Below are 15,509 nucleotides of genomic sequence, written 5' to 3'. Positions count from 1 at the left end.
TATTACTACTAAAGTTTTATGGAGTAATTTTTAGTCGTTAAGACCGACAGTTACCCAACCATTAGTCCAATCAGTTGTACCGAATGCACCAATGTAGTCTGTTGATTCGAACCAGCTATCGTTAGCAGACATGTCTGTGCCCGCACCCAGTAGAGGTGAAGTTGCTTGAGGCATGTAACCGTTAGACGCAAGTTCTAATACTGATGACGTACCTGCAACATTACCAGTCTGTGCTAAGAACCACTGTTCAACAGTTTGTGTACCTGCATCACCTTTGAAGTTCTCATCGTTGTCACAAGCTACATATGAGTAAGTCACACTTAGCGTGCCGTCAACGGCATTGTCTTGTGTAGATTGGAAGCCATCTAGTTCAAGACACTCGCCCATACCAGCAGGGCCCGTAACCATTAGGTTAGCGATTGCGCCGCGAGTACCGTGGCGAAGTAGTACGCCCTCTGAATCATCATCACCATCGAAGTTAGAACCAATGATTGAGATGTTCGCAACAGTCGGGTTAGAAACTGGCATTGCTAGTGGACGATCTTCTGAGTTATCAGATTCAAAGCCACGGTTAGCCATTGACTCGTTGTGCTTGATAACAACGTGTTGTGCACGACCAGACCAACCAAATGCCCAGTCTAGGCTATCGTCGCCATTTCCTGTAAGTACAACGTGGCGTACGTCAACAGTTCCACCGAAGAACTCAACACCATCATCTAGGTTCTCGTGAACTTGGATGTAGTCAACGAAAGTTGAAGAACCAACACCAGCAAACGTAATACCGTTAAGTTCGTCGCCTGTACCAACTTCGTTACCTGCGTGCTTAACGATGACATACTTAAGAGAACCAGAATCGTCTTGTTCATCAGCGCCGCCATATAGACCTGCGTTACCTTCTGCAGACACACCACATGACGCTGCTTCATCAGCAGAAACCATGTCGTCACCATTAGCATCACACAAGTTTACAGGTGCATTACCTAGCAGAACCAAGCCGCCCCATTGGCCAATACCTGTTGTGTCACCAGTAACATCTTGTACAGACGTCATGATGATAGGTGCAGCAGCTGTACCCAATGCTTCGATCTTTGAACCACGACGAGACACTAGGAAGTCATCACCGCTTTGACCGATGATAGTTGTACCAGCTTCGATATACAGTGTTGCATTATCGGCGTTGTCGTTACCAACAGCGGTACGACCATTCAATACCCAGTGAGCGTCATTAGTAAGCGCTGCATCAGCCGTGAACGTCGTAGTTGCACCTAGAAGGTATACTGGCTTATCTGTGATTTCAGGGAAATCTGCAGAAACATCAGTTGCTAGGTTTTGCTCAAATGCATTTTGAACATCAGATGGGAAGTCGCCATTTACGCCAACAGTCCAACCCGCAGTCCAATCGCTCTCGCCGTCGAAAGCACCGATGTAATCTGTAGAGAAGAACCAGCCATCAACGGTTGACGCATCGATACCAGCGCCAAGAAGAGGAGAACCTGCTTCTGGTTGATAGTTGTTAGCCGCAAGAAGAAGAGGACCTGAAGTGTCGAATGCCATGTTGCCATCTTGACCCAAGAACCACGCTTCTACAGTTTGAGAACCGGCGTCACCTTTGAAGTTTTCACCGTTGTCACACGCAACCGCAGAATGCGTGATGATAAGTGAACCATCAGTTGTGTTTTCTTGAGTTGTTGGGAAACCATCAACTTCTAAACACTCACCCATACCCTCAGGACCAGTGATTACAACGTTGTGAAGACGCGCTTCTGTGCCGTGACGAAGCAATACACCTTCTGAATCATCATCACCGTCGAAGTTAGAGCCCACTACAGTGATGTTAGACACCATTGGGTTTGACACTGGCGTTGCCGCTGGACGGTCTTCAGAGTTATCAGACTCGAAACCACGGTTAGCCATAGACTCATTGTGCTGGATGTAAACAAATTGCGCGCGACCAGTCCAACCGAAAGCCCAATCTAGGCTGTCATCGCCATTACCAGTCAAAACAACGTGGCGTACGTCAACCGTACCACCGAAGAATTCAACACCGTCATCAAGGTTTTCGTGAACTTGGATGTAGTCAACAGAGGTACCAGAACCGACACCCGCGAAGGTAATACCATTTAGCTCATCACCAGTACCGACTTCGTTACCAGCATGCTTGACCACAACATAGCGAAGTGTACCTGAATCGTCAGCTGCATTGCCGCCGCCGTAAAGACCAGCGTTACCTTCTGCAGAAACACCACAGTTAGCCGCTTCTTCATCAGAAACCGTATCGTCACCGTTCGCGTCACATAAGTTAACAGGTGCATTACCCAGTAATACTAAACCACCCCATTGGCCAATACCTGTCGTTTCGCCAGTCACATCTTGTACAGATGTCATTACGATTGGAGCAGATGCGTCACCTAGTGCTTCAATTTTAGAACCACGGCGTGCAACTAAGAAATCATCACCAGACTGGCCGATGATAGTTGTGCCTTCTTCGATGAATAGCGTCGCGTTGTCTGTGTTGTCGTTACCAACTGCAGTACGGCCATTCAACACCCAATGTGCATCATTGGTCAATGTCACGTCAGCAGTGAACGTAGTATCGGCACCTAGTAGGTATACTGGCTTATCTGTGATTTCAGGGAAATCAGAAGAAGCGTCTGTTGCAAGGCCCTGTTCGAACGCGTTTTGAACATCGCTAGGGAAACCAGTGAATACACCTACAGTCCAGCCAGCAGTCCAGTCAGTTTGACCGTCAAACGCACCGATGTAGTCAGCAGAATCGAACCAGCTATCTACAGTGCTAGGGTCAATGCCCGCGCCGATTAGCGGAGAATTAGATGTTGGCGTGTAACCGTCAAGCTCAAGAGCAAGTTGGTCTGTGCCTTCAAATGCCATGTTGCCATCTTGGCCAAGGAACCAAGCTTCAGTTGTTTGAGAACCAGCGTTACCTTTGAAGTTTTCGCCATTCGCACAAGCAACAACAGAGTTAGTCATGATAAGAGTTTCGTCGTCGGCATTTGCGCCAGTCGCTTCGAAACTATCAACTTCAAGACACTCGCCCATACCTGCAGGGCCAGTGATGAAGAAGTTGTGCAAACGACCACGCGTACCGTGGCGAAGCAATACACCTTCAGAATCGTCATCACCGTCGAATGAAGAACCCACGATAGTCACGTTAGCTACCATAGGATCAGAGATAGTTTGCGCAAGAGGACGGTCTTCAGAGTTGTCTGACTCGAAACCACGGTTAGCCATCGAATCGTTATGTTGGATGTATACGTGTTGTGCACGACCTGTCCAACCGAAAGCCCAGTCTAAGCTGTCATCGCCGTTACCTGTCAATACAACGTGTTTTACGTCAACCGTACCACCGAAGAATTCGATACCGTCATCTAGGTTTTCATGCACTTGAATGTAGTCAACGTCAGTACCGTTACCAACACCAGCGAATGTAATACCGTTAAGCTCATCACCAGTACCGACTTCGTTACCCGCGTGCTTCACGACAACGTAATTTAGCGTACCAGAATCGTCAGCTGGGTCGTTGCCGCCGTAAAGACCAGCGTTACCTTCAGCAGAAACACCGCAAGATGCTAGCTCTTCATCAGACGTTGCATCATCACCGTCAGCGTCACACAAGTTAACTGGCGCATTACCAAGAATGACTAAACCACCCCATTGGCCAATGCCAGTCGCTTCACCCGTAACGTCTTGGATAGACGTCATGATAATTGGCGCTTGCGCAGTACCTACTGCCTCAATTTTTGAACCACGACGAACCACTAAGAAGTCATCACCCGTTTGGCCGACGATTGTTGTTCCGCCTTGCACATAGAGTGTGGTTTGGTCGGCGTTATCATTACCAACGGCAACACGACCATCTAGAATCCAGTATGCATCGTTACTTAGTTTGATTTCTTGAGTTAGTGTAACGTCAGACTTAGCTGCTTTTGCTTGAGGGCTTGCAAGCAAGTATACCGGGCGGTCAGTGATTGCTGGGAAATCAGCAGATACGTCAGTCGCTATACCCGCATCGATAGGAGAAACTGCATCAGCAGAAGGATTGAAGTTTGAACCGATTGGGTCAGTGCTACCACCGCCATTATCGCCGCCATTGTCGCCGCCACCAGAATTACAGCAACCTGGCTGGTTGTTGTCGCCAGTTGTGTTGTTGCTGTTTGTTTGGCTGTTATCAACGTTACCTTCATTGATATTAATATCGCCACCACAGCCTGCAAGCGTAAGCGCCGCTGCAATCGCTGAAGCTTTAAATAAGTGCTTAAGGTCCATTCGTTTCTCCAAGTGCAGATAGGTATAATTATGGATTTAAAAACGGGAGAAGATTACCGAAGGTAAATGACACATTTGTTACATGAAGAAGTTGTAACAAAAGTTTCACACAAGAAGACCGCAAATAGACTAAAACCTCATCTATTCACACTAGCACTATGATTTTATTGTTATTTTGTAAAAAATATACGTATCAGTATGTGATTAAAAATAGCAAAAAATAGCATGTCGAAATCAAGCAAAACGCTTACAGGCGCCATGTTTGTGACAATTGAGCCCGCCTCTGCATAACCGAACATGAGCTTTGCCGATTAATTCACCAGCATTTTTCGCTGGCGGCTTACCATGTCATCTCGGATGGGGAAATAACCATCTCGTTGCACCAACCTTTGCCCTTCTTGGGAAAGGATAAAACGCAAAAACTCACGTTCTAATACAGGTAAGGCTTCGTCAGGTGATTTATTAACTACGATGTAAAGAAAGCGGGAAAAAGGATAACGCTCTTCTCTAACTGAATCGATAGTCAAAGGGATCAGGCTATCTAACGTTTCACCGATTGGCAGCGCCCTCACACCCGCAGTTTTGTAACCGAATGCTGCATATCCCATGGCGCCGTTACTCGACGCGACTGACAACACTACCGACGCTGAACCGGGCTGTTCATTGATAGTGGTTTTGAAGTCACCGTCACACATTGCCATCACTTTAAACAGGCCATAGGTGCCGGAAACTGAATTCCGCCCAAACAATCTGATGGGCAAGTTACCCTGAGATGAGCCAACACCCAACTGCCGCCAATGGGTAATCGATTGAGCCTCACCGCAGTATAATGTTGAGGAAAAGATCGCATCAATTTGCGACAGGGTTAACCCCTGTAACGGGCTACGTCTGTCGACAAAGATCGCGATAGCATCTAATGCGACTTTTAACACGACAGGCGGGTAACCATGAGCCCTAACAAATGCTTGGATTTCGCTGGGCTTTAGCTCTCGGCTCATAGGCCCAATTGTCGCTGTTCCTTCAGTTAGCGCAGGCGGCGCTGTCGACGATCCTTCTGCTTGAATTTGAAATTTAACCTGGGGATACAATACTCTGAATTCTTGAGACCAAAACGTCATCAAATTGGCCAAGGTATCAGAGCCTGTGGAAGTGATCTTACCCGCGACACCGGGTTGACGCTCATAACTGGGTGAATCGGCATAGCTCATAAACGCACACAGCACACCTACAATCAATACCGTGATTTGAGACAATCGCATCTTTACTCCGCAATTAATTCGCTGGCGAGTACAAAAGAAAACTGGCTTCCTTGGCCTAACGTACTAGCAATATCCAGTTGACTGTTATGGTGGCTCAATACGTGTTTAACGATAGAGAGCCCTAGGCCTGATCCACCGGTTTTGCGCGATCTGGCTTTGTCAACGCGGTAAAACCGCTCGGTAAGCCGCGCTATGTGGTTTTCAGCAATACCATCTCCATCGTCTACAACGGCAAATTTAGCGCCCGTCGCAGTTCGACGCCAGTATACATCGATGTTGCCGCCTGGTGGCGTGTAGTGAATCGCGTTGAAAACCAAGTTGGAGCATGCACTTCTGAGCTCGGTTTCGACACCAAACACGCGTAAATCGTCTTCGACATGGAAAGTAATGTTATGCCCTTTGTCCTTATTGAGTGTCATGGCTTCCATTTTCACTTGAGCCAGAATGGCACTCATGGGAACGATATTTTCGTAAATACGTTCCGCACTGGCTTCAATTCGAGACAAGATTAGCAAATCTTCTATCAAACTCTGCATACGCTGAGTTTGCGCGCCCATCTCCGCTAACGCCTTAGCCGCAAAGGGGTCACTAGACTCATCTATCGGCAAAATTTCGAGGTATCCATTAATCACCGTGAGCGGCGTGCGCAGTTCATGAGATACATTGGCCACAAAGTCTTTGCGCATTTCTTCGAGTTGAGACACTCGAGTCACGTCACGGGCAATTAACAACAAATGCTCATCCCCATAGGGCATAATCCGATATTCGAAAGTCTTGCTCGGGTTCGTAGGAGATGGCACTTCAATGGGGTAGTTAAAGTTACCCGCATGAAAGTATTCGATAAATTGTGGATGACGCAGTAGATTGTCAATCCTTCGCCCCGCATCAGCGGGCCACCTTAGCCCTAACTCCAAGCGCGCGAGTCTGTTACACCAAATAATTGCAGCCTTCGAATCGACAACAACGGCGGCATCGGGCAGTGCTTCAGAACCTTCTCTAAAGCGCTTAACTAATTCGCCTAATTCTTTTCGTTTGTTTCTATTGCGGCGTTGTAAGTAGTAAATCCCTTCGTAGATGTGTTCCCAAACGCCTTTGACGTGGGGGGGCGACATCTTGCGACTGTGCCACAACCATCGATTGAGTCGATACAATTGCCAGTAATTCAACCCCAACAACACCACCGCGCCAGCGCACATGGCAAACAACATATCGTCGAGATACACCCCAATAATGGCAAATACGGCCAAATAAAGCAGTATTCTTAGTAGACTATTAAACCAAGAAAAGGGGTAATACATGATGCTGAAAATTTCCAATAAAAATGCCGGGATAGCCCGGCAAATCACAATAAATTGAGCGTTGCCTAAACGTTTATAGTTTAGTCGAGAACCGATAACCCGCGCCGCGAACAGTTTGTACCATCGCATCGTGACCGTGGCGCGAAATAGCCTTTCTCAAGCGGCGAATATGCACATCTACCGTTCTATCTTCCACGTACACATTGGTCCCCCACACATTATCTAACAGTAGCTCTCTACTGTATACACGCTCGGGGTGGGTCATGAAAAAGTGTAACAGCTTAAATTCCGTCGGCCCCATATCTAGCGGCTCATCGTTCGCCATCACTCGGTGAGAAATAGGTTCAAGCTTGAGGCCATTGTATTCAATGGGCTCTTCACTTGAGGTTGGCGTCGTACGGCGCATTACCGCTTTGATTCTTGCGACTAATTCTTTGGGAGAAAAAGGTTTGGTGACATAATCGTCAGCCCCCGCGTCTAACCCGCGAATTTTATCTTCTTCCTCGCCTCTCGCCGTTAGCATAATAACGGGAATATCACGGGTAAACTCGTGTTGTTTCAAGCTTTTTGCCAATTGCACACCGCTTCCACCTGGTAACATCCAATCCAACAGGATGAGATCTGGGTATGGTTCAGCAATCAACTGTTGCGCGACATCATAGTCTTCAGCTTCAACCGTGTTGAAACCAGACTGCTCAAGCACGAATTTCAGCATTTCCCTGATTGGCGCTTCATCTTCCACTAATAAGACAGTTCGTGACATGGATTTATTCCTACTCATAACAAAACGCCGCTATTATTCATGGGGTACGTGACACTTTTATTAAAACGATTACATATTTGTGTCAAGTTTTTGAAAGTTTTAGCACTGTCGTTTCGCTGCACTAAACCAGTGATTCCTCTCTTGATTTAAACTTTATTGCCATCCGCGAAAGGCATTTATAGCGCAAAAACTTGAACAAACATTCAATAAAAATCAGTATCTTTACGAGATCTCACGACAATTGTAACGGAATCGTTAAGTCAGATGGTAATTTGCTTGTTTATTAACGGGTTTGCGCATATTCTTTGCTGATAAGGCTTAGATTTTGCGATCAGGGTGAAAAATAATGGCAACGGTGAAGACAGGACTATCGAAAAAACTGCTCACGCGTGTTTTGTCTGTCTACTTTGTCCTCACACTCATAGTCACAGTGGGCCAGATTTTCACTGAATACCTAAGTACCAAAAACCACATCGAAGACGAACTCCAAACCTTAAAAAACACCTTTTCAACCAGCCTTACTCGTGCAATTTGGGAGCTCAATACTCCTCAAGCGATATCGATTGCTGAAGGCTTGATGGAATTGCCTATTGTGGAAGGGGTGCAAATACGAGATGAAAATTGTGAATACATTGCGGATTTGGGGTTAACCATCCCAGACCCTGCCCTTGACAATGCTCTGACGTGTAACCCTATAACCACGGGTAAATTACAAGACCACAGTGGTGGTGTGTTTGGCTATAGCTTCCCACTCATATTTGAATTTTCTGGCCGCGCATCGAATGTGGGTGACGTTACACTTTACTCAAGTTTTGACATCATCTTTGGCCGTATCGAAGTGGGTATTTTCTTCCTGATTGGTAATGCCATTGTCAAAACCGCGTTTTTGGTCTTCCTCTTCATGACAGCTTTCAGAAGAATGTTGTCAGAGCCTTTAGCCGAGCTCACGGCTCAAATGAGTATGTTCGACGCCGAACACCCTGAAGACTCAAAAATTATGGTGACGATTGAAGATGATAACGAACTGCAACAGCTGCAGTTTTCTTACAATCAAGTTATCGATGATTTGATCATGTCGCAAAATAAACTGCGCGGCACTCAGGACGAACTGAAACTGGCAAACATCAAACTCGATGATCAAAACCTGATCCTCGAGCAAGAGGTCGCGAAAAAAACGGCTTCTTTGAGCCAAATCATGCTGGACTTGGAGCAACAAAAAGATGAGTTGATTGCCAATCAACGTGAGTTGAGGCAAGAAAACGAAAATCGGCAATACATTGAAGACGAATTACGCAAACGCAATGATGAGCTCGCCAAATCTATGGAGACGCTCAATATCGCAAAAGATCAACTATTAGAATCAGAGCGCATGGCGTCTCTCGGCGGATTAGTCGCAGGTATCGCCCATGACGTTAATACGCCGCTGGGTGTCGGCGTGACAGCCGCCAGCTTCTTACAAGAGCGCATAAAAACACTTCACGCTGCGTATGAGGACAAAGCGCTCACCAATAAAACCATGGCTAACTTTATCGAAGAGGCCGAGCAAACTACTATTTTATTGTTGAGTAACCTGCACCGTGCTTCAGAATTGATTGCGAGCTTCAAACAAGTCGCTGTCGACCAGACGAGTGAGGCAGAGCGCGTATTTAACCTCAATACCTACTTGCACGAAATTCTGCAGTCGCTGAAACCTAGCTTCAAACAGACCAAGCATACTGTTGAAATTACTTGCCCCGATGATCTAGAAATTCGCTGTGCTCCTGGCGTCATTGCACAGATTACAACAAACATGATCATGAACTCTCTTGTGCACGGCTTTGAAAGTATGAAAGACGGCAAGATTGTCTTAAACGTGAAGAAGGAAGGCGCCGAAATTTTCATGGACTACAGTGATAATGGCCGAGGAATGGACGGTCACCACTTAGAGAAATTGTTCGATGCATTCTTTACCACTAAACGCGGCCAAGGTGGTAGCGGCCTTGGTACCCACATCATGTATAACTTAGTGACTCAAACACTGAGTGGGCAGATTGAAGCGCAAAGTGAACCTGGAAAAGGCCTTCAATATCATATCCGATTCCCACATCGAGATTAGCGCCCAAAGATATTACAATAGCTATCAAACTGGATTTGCACCTGTACTAAGCCACTGGTAGTCTTGCCCTCTTATTTGGCCTTGCGCCGTTCAATTTATCAGTAGGACCCAAAGATACATGTGGTTTAAGAATGTAAAAGCGTTTCAACTAACACAACCTCTTTCTCTTCACGATGATGACCTCGAGCAGGCTCTGTCAGAGCACAGTTTCAGACCATGTGGTAGTCAAGAAACCGCCACTATGGGCTTTGCATCTCCACTATCTGTGGCCGGCCAATCAGGCATGTTGTTTCACCGTGTGGGTGACCGATATTGGATCACATTGAAGAAACAAGAGCGCATTTTGCCCGCATCTGTCATCAATGGCGAATTGGCTGAAAAAGTAGCGGATATTGAAGCAGAGACAGGCTCACCTGTCGGTAAAAAAGCCCAACAAGACCTCAAACAAGAAATCATCCACCGCTTACTTCCCCAAGCTTTCACAAAGAATACATTTACTCACGGCTTTATCAGCCTGACAGATAACTTAGTGTTAGTTGATGCGTCTGCAGATGGCAAAGCGGAAGCGTTTTTAGCCATGGTACGAAAAGCGATTGGCTCACTTCCAGTAGTACCACTTGCGAGGCACAGCTTGCAAGCAGAGCTGACGTCTTGGCTAACCGACAAAGCGCCCGAAAATATTGTGTTACTTGAAGAAGCTGAGTTCAAATCGACAGACGAAAATGCCAGTATTATCCGATGCAAAAATCAGCCACTAGACAGTGAAGAAATAGCGTTGCACCTGGACTCAGGGAAACTGGTTCAAAAAGTGGCATTTGAATATGCCGAGAACCTCACTGCAATTATTGCCGAAGATGGCTCGGTCAAACGCATCAAGTTTGCCGACCGCATCAAAGAAGAGGTTGAAGACGTACCCAAAGACCAAGTGGCTGCGAGGCTAGATGCAGAATTTGCATTAATGTCGGCCGAACTTTGTGAATTGATGTCTTACCTGCGCACCACCTTGAATTTAGATCAGGAATAGCGGAAAAGGCGCAACGTCACATTATTCCTTTTTATCTACACAGCGCGCATCGATATATCCGGTCGTTGCGTGCTTTTTAGTCCCCTAGTTATCGCTTGTGCTCAGGATAGTAAATGACATCGGTAAAAACGGTTCTGCCAGCGAGATCTCGATAGCCATGGGGTTTATCGGCACTTAACTTATGCGTTTGACCCGGCTCTACAAGAATCCACTGCTCATCGACAAGTAGCGATAACTTGCCTTCTCTAACGTAAATATGCTCAATGACTCCCGGCTGATGGGGCGTCGATAGCTGTTCGTGAAACTGTTCTAGCACTACATCAAAGACTTCTATCCCTGTCGAGCTATCAAATGGAAAGTGAGTAATCACTTTCATCTTAGGATCTTGTTCAGTACCACCAAATGAAGGCCCGTGTTGAGGACCGAGTAACGTCGTAAAGGAACATTCCAAACCTGTGGCAAGTTTCCAAACCGTCGCAATGGTCGGACTGGATTCTCCCCTTTCTATTTGCCCCATCATCGCCTTAGACACGCCGGTCAACTTTGACGCTTTGTCTAGACTGAGCCCTTTACTCTGTCGTATCGCTTTCAATGCCGATCCGACATCGGGTTTCATTTCCATTAATTCTCCATTGTGCGTTATAACGCACAGTGTTATAGTCAATTTGTACGTTATAGCGCACAATCCAAGTTTATCCTGTTTTGGCCTTCAATTCACCTCAAAGGGAATACTAGTGACATTACCATTAAAACTCAGTCATATCGCCGCAGGCACAGCTGCAGTCATCGTAGGCTATAGCAGTGCGGTTGTATTAGTGATGGAGACGGCGAGAGCGGCAGGTGCCTCTCCTGAACAAATTATCAGTTGGTTAGTCATGCTCGGACTGGGTATGGGCGTGACGTGCATTGGTTTATCTTGGTTTTTCAAAATGCCTGTCGTTACTGCTTGGTCAACGCCCGGTGCCGCTTTTTTGATAGCAAATGTACAAGATTACACCCTCGGTGAGACCATTGGAGCATGTGTTATTGCCGGCCTTATGGCGATGTTGACGATGCAATTTAAAACCTGCGTAAAAATGCTCGAAAGTATTCCTCACAGCTTAGCGACCGCTATGTTGGCAGGTATTCTCATGCCGTTTTGTGTCGCGATTTTTGCACAGGCAGAAGCACAACTTGTCTATCTCGTCATATTTTTCATCGTTTATCTAGTGACTTCCTACCTGATTCCGCGCTACACCATGTTAGTACTACTGATGTTAGCGCTGGGCTTGGCGTTTTTCGGCGGCAGTTTCAATCAACTGGAATGGCAGGCGCCAACGCTAACGTGGATGGCTCCCTCTTGGTCGTTGCAATCCACCTTGGCATTGTCAGTGCCTTTGTATTTAGTCACTATGCTGTCACAGAACTTACCTGGCATTGCTATTTTACACAGCCACAATTACCGTCCGTCTAGTCGTATTGCCATTAGTGTGCCCTCTGCCTTACAAACCGTTACTGCGCCACTTGGTGGGTTCACATTCAACTTAGCGGCAATTACTGCTGCATTATGTATGGGTAAAGAAGCCGGGGACGATCCGAGTAAAAGGTATTGGGCAGGCATTTGCGCTGGTGTAGGTTACCTACTACTCGGCGTCTTTGGCGGTAGCGTGGTGAGCCTTTTTGAACATATTCCTCATTACCTGACTGTGTTTTTAGCTGGCTTTGCATTACTGCCAACACTTCAAGCCAATGTGCTTGCAATGATGCAAAAAGAAGAACATCGATTCGGCGCGTTACTGACCTTCTTGTGCTGTGCTTCTGGTATCAGCCTTTTTGGTATTGGTGCAGCCATATGGGGATTGCTACTAGGCACCATATTCATAGTAGTAAATAGTAGAAAGCGTTAAAAATATACACGAAGAAAAAGACTCACCATTACATTCAATTTATGAAAACCAAAGAAAAAGCCCACCTATCGGTGGGCTTTTAGTTATCTTAATAGCAAGAGTATTAAGCGAAGATTTGGCGAGCAGACTCGCGCATCTCGCTAAAGTCGTCAGAAGTCAGCTCTTTAATATCATCAATCACACCACGCTGAATCGCAAGATTGAACACGGCATCTTTTTGCCCATCATTTTGACCAGACAACGCTGCTCCTACTCTGACAAAATCTAGGTATGACGTAGCTTCAGGAAGAACAGACAAGTCTCTCCAGTTTTCTGAAATGGCAACAAAATCATCGCTAAAGCCCCACTCTCGCATTATCTTACCGCCGATTCGGCCAGATAACTTGGTGATGGCATCTTCCAAGAAACTTGGGCTGGCAAACACTTCTGAATGACGTTCTGCTTCAGTCAAAATTGGCAAGACCCCAATGTTGTATACAAGTGCTGCCAACGTCATAGTATCCAAGCTCAATTCGCGTTTCTTAGTACGCGATACATAGTTCTGCATCGTAGCCATAGAATTAGCCACTACATTCACAGTGTTAGCCCATTCCTTCTTGAGATAATCACTGACGATGTCATTTTTAGATACAAACAGTTGCTCCATCGCCAATGCTGTCGAAATGTTCTTAATCTGACGTAAGCCAATTCGTGTAACAGCTTGGTTTATCGAGTTAACCTTAACAGCACGACCCATGTAAGCGCTGTTAGCGATTTTAATCATTCTTGCACTGAGTGATGGGTCTTGTGCAATGACATCACCCATTGCATTTAGGTTGATGTCCGGATCGTCTGCCGCTTTTCTGACTTTTAAGGCAATTGCAGGTAAAGTGGGTAAAACCAGCGTATCGTTATTTATTTTTTCTACTAAGATGGTCAACAGCGCGTTCTGTGTAGACATATTCCTACCTTTTCTTTTCCACTACCGATAGTCAGTAGCCGCTAATCCAGCGATGAATCAATTCGCAATGTATGCAGGCACAATTGGTATAACTCGGCCCCTACTAATCAATATATCAGCGAAATCAAAAATCTGCACTCAAACTTATTGGATTTTATTGATTCGCCTCATGTTTATGGTAATTCATGAGTACTCAGGGTGTCTTTCTTTATGAGCTCTTACCAGTATAGAATGAAATAACTGAATTACTCGCCAGTCTTCAATGTGTCGCTGTAGGGAGGCCAGCCGAGCGCTTTACCACCTAGGACGTGAAGATGAATATGATAAACGGTTTGCCCACCGTGCTGATTGCAATTCATTACGGTGCGGTAACCGTCTTGCGCAAATCCCATATCCGCCGCTAATTTGGCTGCAACCCAGTACAAGTGGCCAACAACCTCTTTATCCTCTGAGGCAATATCATTGATAGTTGCGATCGCTTTTTTGGGAATGACCAGAAAGTGCACCGGTGCTTGAGGGTTAATATCGCGAAATGCCAATGCTTGATCGTCTTCGTACAAGATGTCCGCTGGAATTTCTTTATTGATGATTTTAGTAAAAATAGTCTCTGACACAGTTCTTCCTTTTACGCAATTTGGATACAAGGGAACGGGGTTCCACTAACCGAAAACAAACCAGAGTAGGATTGCTCCCAACGCCAATCGATAAATCACAAATGGCAACATGCCAATGCGAGCGATCCAACTCAAGAATAAATAGATACACAGATAGGCACTGACAAATGAAAACGCCGCACCATAAAACAACCCTGTCCAGTCGACGGCATCGCCACTGCTGAGTAATTCAACAGTAGAAAGCGCGCCAGCACCTAATATGACGGGAATAGAAAGTAAGAAAGAAAAACGTGAAGCACTTTCTCTATCGAGGCCCAACATTAAACCCGCCGTCATTGTGATACCAGAGCGAGATGTGCCTGGAATTAATGCGAGAACTTGGGCAAAACCAATAATCACAGCTTGTTTCGCTGACAAGGATTGCAAATCTTTGATTTGTTTCGCTTTGACATCGGCATACCACAGCAGTAGACCAAAGGTAATTGTCGTAAACGCCATCACAAGGGCAGTGCGGGCATTTAATGTGATCCAATCTTTCATCAAAAAGCCCACAACAATAGCCGGAATGGTGGCAATCACAACCCACCACGCCAATTTACTATCTGTCGTTTGCTGCTTTGAGAATCCGTGGCTGAACCATGCGACAGTCATTTTGCCGATATCATTGCGAAAGTAGATCATTACGGCCAGAAGGCTACCAAGATGTACAGCGACATCAAATGCTAAGCCTTGACTAACCCACCCAAATAACTCGGCGGGTAGTAACAGGTGCGCGGAACTACTGATCGGCAAAAATTCGGTAATACCCTGAATAATTGCCAATATGATAATTTCGTAAATGGTCATTCGTCAGTGTTGCTCCATGCAAAATTTATCGGCTGTAAGCATTGGGATGTACGGTCAAACCTTTCCCACATAGTGGCGTAATTCACACCGGTTACTGGGTGAACGTCTTCTGGTACCAACTCCGCAAGTGGCCACAACACAAAGGCGTTGTATTCAATTTCTTCGCGAGGCAGGACTACAGGACTGTTACATACGGTATCGTCATACGTCAACAGGTCAAGATCGAGAGTTCTCGAACTGAATTTCTTTTCACTGGAGACGCGCCCGTTTTGTTTTTCAATTTCTTTGAGTATAAGGCAGACTTGCGCAATAGAGAGGTCACTGGAGGCTTTAACAACGTAATTGTAAAACGCACTACCATCAAACCCCACCGATTCACTTTCATAGACAGAGGAATGACTCACATCCTCAAACTCTGCCTTTAAACAATCCAATGCGCGCTGAGTATAATAAGCTCTATCAATATTAGAGCCTACGCTAATTAAAATTGTGTGACTCAT

General features: G+C 45.9%; 12 protein-coding genes. 3 read left to right on the top strand and 9 right to left on the bottom strand.

Annotation, left to right across the window (positions count from 1 at the left end; genetic code table 11):
• Positions 1–30: 30 nt before the first annotated feature.
• From AC27G9_RS06840 to phoB, 4 genes are all read right to left on the bottom strand, one after another.
• Complete coding sequence (locus tag AC27G9_RS06840) at positions 31–4,284, bottom strand: hypothetical protein (RefSeq protein WP_487072414.1); 4,254 nt, start codon at positions 4,282–4,284, stop codon at positions 31–33.
• Between the two features lie 311 nt (positions 4,285–4,595).
• A complete protein-coding gene (locus AC27G9_RS06835; protein ID WP_487072412.1) occupies positions 4,596–5,543 on the bottom strand; it encodes a PstS family phosphate ABC transporter substrate-binding protein in 948 nt (315 codons plus the stop codon).
• Between the two features lie 2 nt (positions 5,544–5,545).
• A complete protein-coding gene (gene phoR / locus AC27G9_RS06830; protein ID WP_487073637.1) occupies positions 5,546–6,841 on the bottom strand; it encodes a phosphate regulon sensor histidine kinase PhoR in 1,296 nt (431 codons plus the stop codon).
• A gap of 73 nt (positions 6,842–6,914) precedes the next feature.
• A complete protein-coding gene (gene phoB, locus AC27G9_RS06825) occupies positions 6,915–7,604 on the bottom strand; it encodes a phosphate regulon transcriptional regulator PhoB (RefSeq protein WP_487072410.1) in 690 nt (229 codons plus the stop codon).
• Between the two features lie 346 nt (positions 7,605–7,950).
• On the opposite strand from phoB, the gene AC27G9_RS06820 reads away from it, so the two are divergent.
• Positions 7,951–9,699: a sensor histidine kinase gene (locus AC27G9_RS06820; protein ID WP_487072408.1), complete on the top strand. Its 1,749-nt coding sequence runs from the start codon at positions 7,951–7,953 to the stop codon at positions 9,697–9,699.
• Between the two features lie 118 nt (positions 9,700–9,817).
• Positions 9,818–10,723: a recombination-associated protein RdgC gene (gene rdgC / locus AC27G9_RS06815; protein WP_487072406.1), complete on the top strand. Its 906-nt coding sequence runs from the start codon at positions 9,818–9,820 to the stop codon at positions 10,721–10,723.
• 88 nt (positions 10,724–10,811) lie between these two features.
• Here rdgC and AC27G9_RS06810 read toward each other — a convergent pair whose 3' ends face one another.
• Positions 10,812–11,345: a helix-turn-helix domain-containing protein gene (locus tag AC27G9_RS06810; protein WP_487072404.1), complete on the bottom strand. Its 534-nt coding sequence runs from the start codon at positions 11,343–11,345 to the stop codon at positions 10,812–10,814.
• A gap of 112 nt (positions 11,346–11,457) precedes the next feature.
• Here AC27G9_RS06810 and AC27G9_RS06805 point away from each other — a divergent pair, with 112 nt between their 5' ends.
• Entirely contained in the window at positions 11,458–12,609 is a 1,152-nt protein-coding gene (locus tag AC27G9_RS06805) for a benzoate/H(+) symporter BenE family transporter (protein WP_487072402.1), read from the top strand.
• Between the two features lie 103 nt (positions 12,610–12,712).
• Here AC27G9_RS06805 and AC27G9_RS06800 read toward each other — a convergent pair whose 3' ends face one another.
• The 4 genes from AC27G9_RS06800 to folK form a co-directional block, all read right to left on the bottom strand.
• Positions 12,713–13,549, bottom strand: a complete 837-nt coding sequence (locus AC27G9_RS06800; RefSeq protein WP_487072400.1) for an HDOD domain-containing protein — start codon at positions 13,547–13,549, stop codon at positions 12,713–12,715.
• Positions 13,550–13,794: 245 nt separating this feature from the next.
• Entirely contained in the window at positions 13,795–14,163 is a 369-nt protein-coding gene (locus AC27G9_RS06795) for a histidine triad nucleotide-binding protein (RefSeq protein ID WP_487072398.1), read from the bottom strand.
• Between the two features lie 45 nt (positions 14,164–14,208).
• On the bottom strand, positions 14,209–15,009 hold the full coding sequence (locus tag AC27G9_RS06790; protein WP_487072396.1) for an undecaprenyl-diphosphate phosphatase: 801 nt from the start codon (positions 15,007–15,009) through the stop codon (positions 14,209–14,211).
• The gene (gene folK, locus AC27G9_RS06785) at positions 15,006–15,509 is read right to left on the bottom strand and encodes a 2-amino-4-hydroxy-6-hydroxymethyldihydropteridine diphosphokinase (RefSeq protein WP_487072394.1); all 504 of its coding nucleotides are present in this window, start codon (positions 15,507–15,509) and stop codon (positions 15,006–15,008) included. The genes AC27G9_RS06790 and folK overlap by 4 nt, the downstream gene beginning before the upstream one ends.

The sequence above is a fragment of the Alteromonas sp. 5NS40-0096 genome, from assembly GCF_057544385.1.
The sequence above is the reverse complement of the archived record's forward strand: the minus strand, read 5'-3'. Positions and strand labels throughout refer to the sequence as shown.

Coding starts and splice junctions, on each gene's coding strand:
- AC27G9_RS06800 (WP_487072400.1), bottom strand. CDS start 13,549: ATGTCTACACAGAACGCGCTGTTGACCATCTTAGTAGAAAAAATAAAT.
- folK (WP_487072394.1), bottom strand. CDS start 15,509: ATGAGTCACACAATTTTAATTAGCGTAGGCTCTAATATTGATAGAGCT.
- AC27G9_RS06810 (WP_487072404.1), bottom strand. CDS start 11,345: ATGGAAATGAAACCCGATGTCGGATCGGCATTGAAAGCGATACGACAG.
- AC27G9_RS06835 (WP_487072412.1), bottom strand. CDS start 5,543: ATGCGATTGTCTCAAATCACGGTATTGATTGTAGGTGTGCTGTGTGCG.
- AC27G9_RS06820 (WP_487072408.1), top strand. CDS start 7,951: ATGGCAACGGTGAAGACAGGACTATCGAAAAAACTGCTCACGCGTGTT.
- rdgC (WP_487072406.1), top strand. CDS start 9,818: ATGTGGTTTAAGAATGTAAAAGCGTTTCAACTAACACAACCTCTTTCT.
- AC27G9_RS06790 (WP_487072396.1), bottom strand. CDS start 15,009: ATGACCATTTACGAAATTATCATATTGGCAATTATTCAGGGTATTACC.
- AC27G9_RS06840 (WP_487072414.1), bottom strand. CDS start 4,284: ATGGACCTTAAGCACTTATTTAAAGCTTCAGCGATTGCAGCGGCGCTT.
- phoB (WP_487072410.1), bottom strand. CDS start 7,604: ATGTCACGAACTGTCTTATTAGTGGAAGATGAAGCGCCAATCAGGGAA.
- phoR (WP_487073637.1), bottom strand. CDS start 6,841: ATGTATTACCCCTTTTCTTGGTTTAATAGTCTACTAAGAATACTGCTT.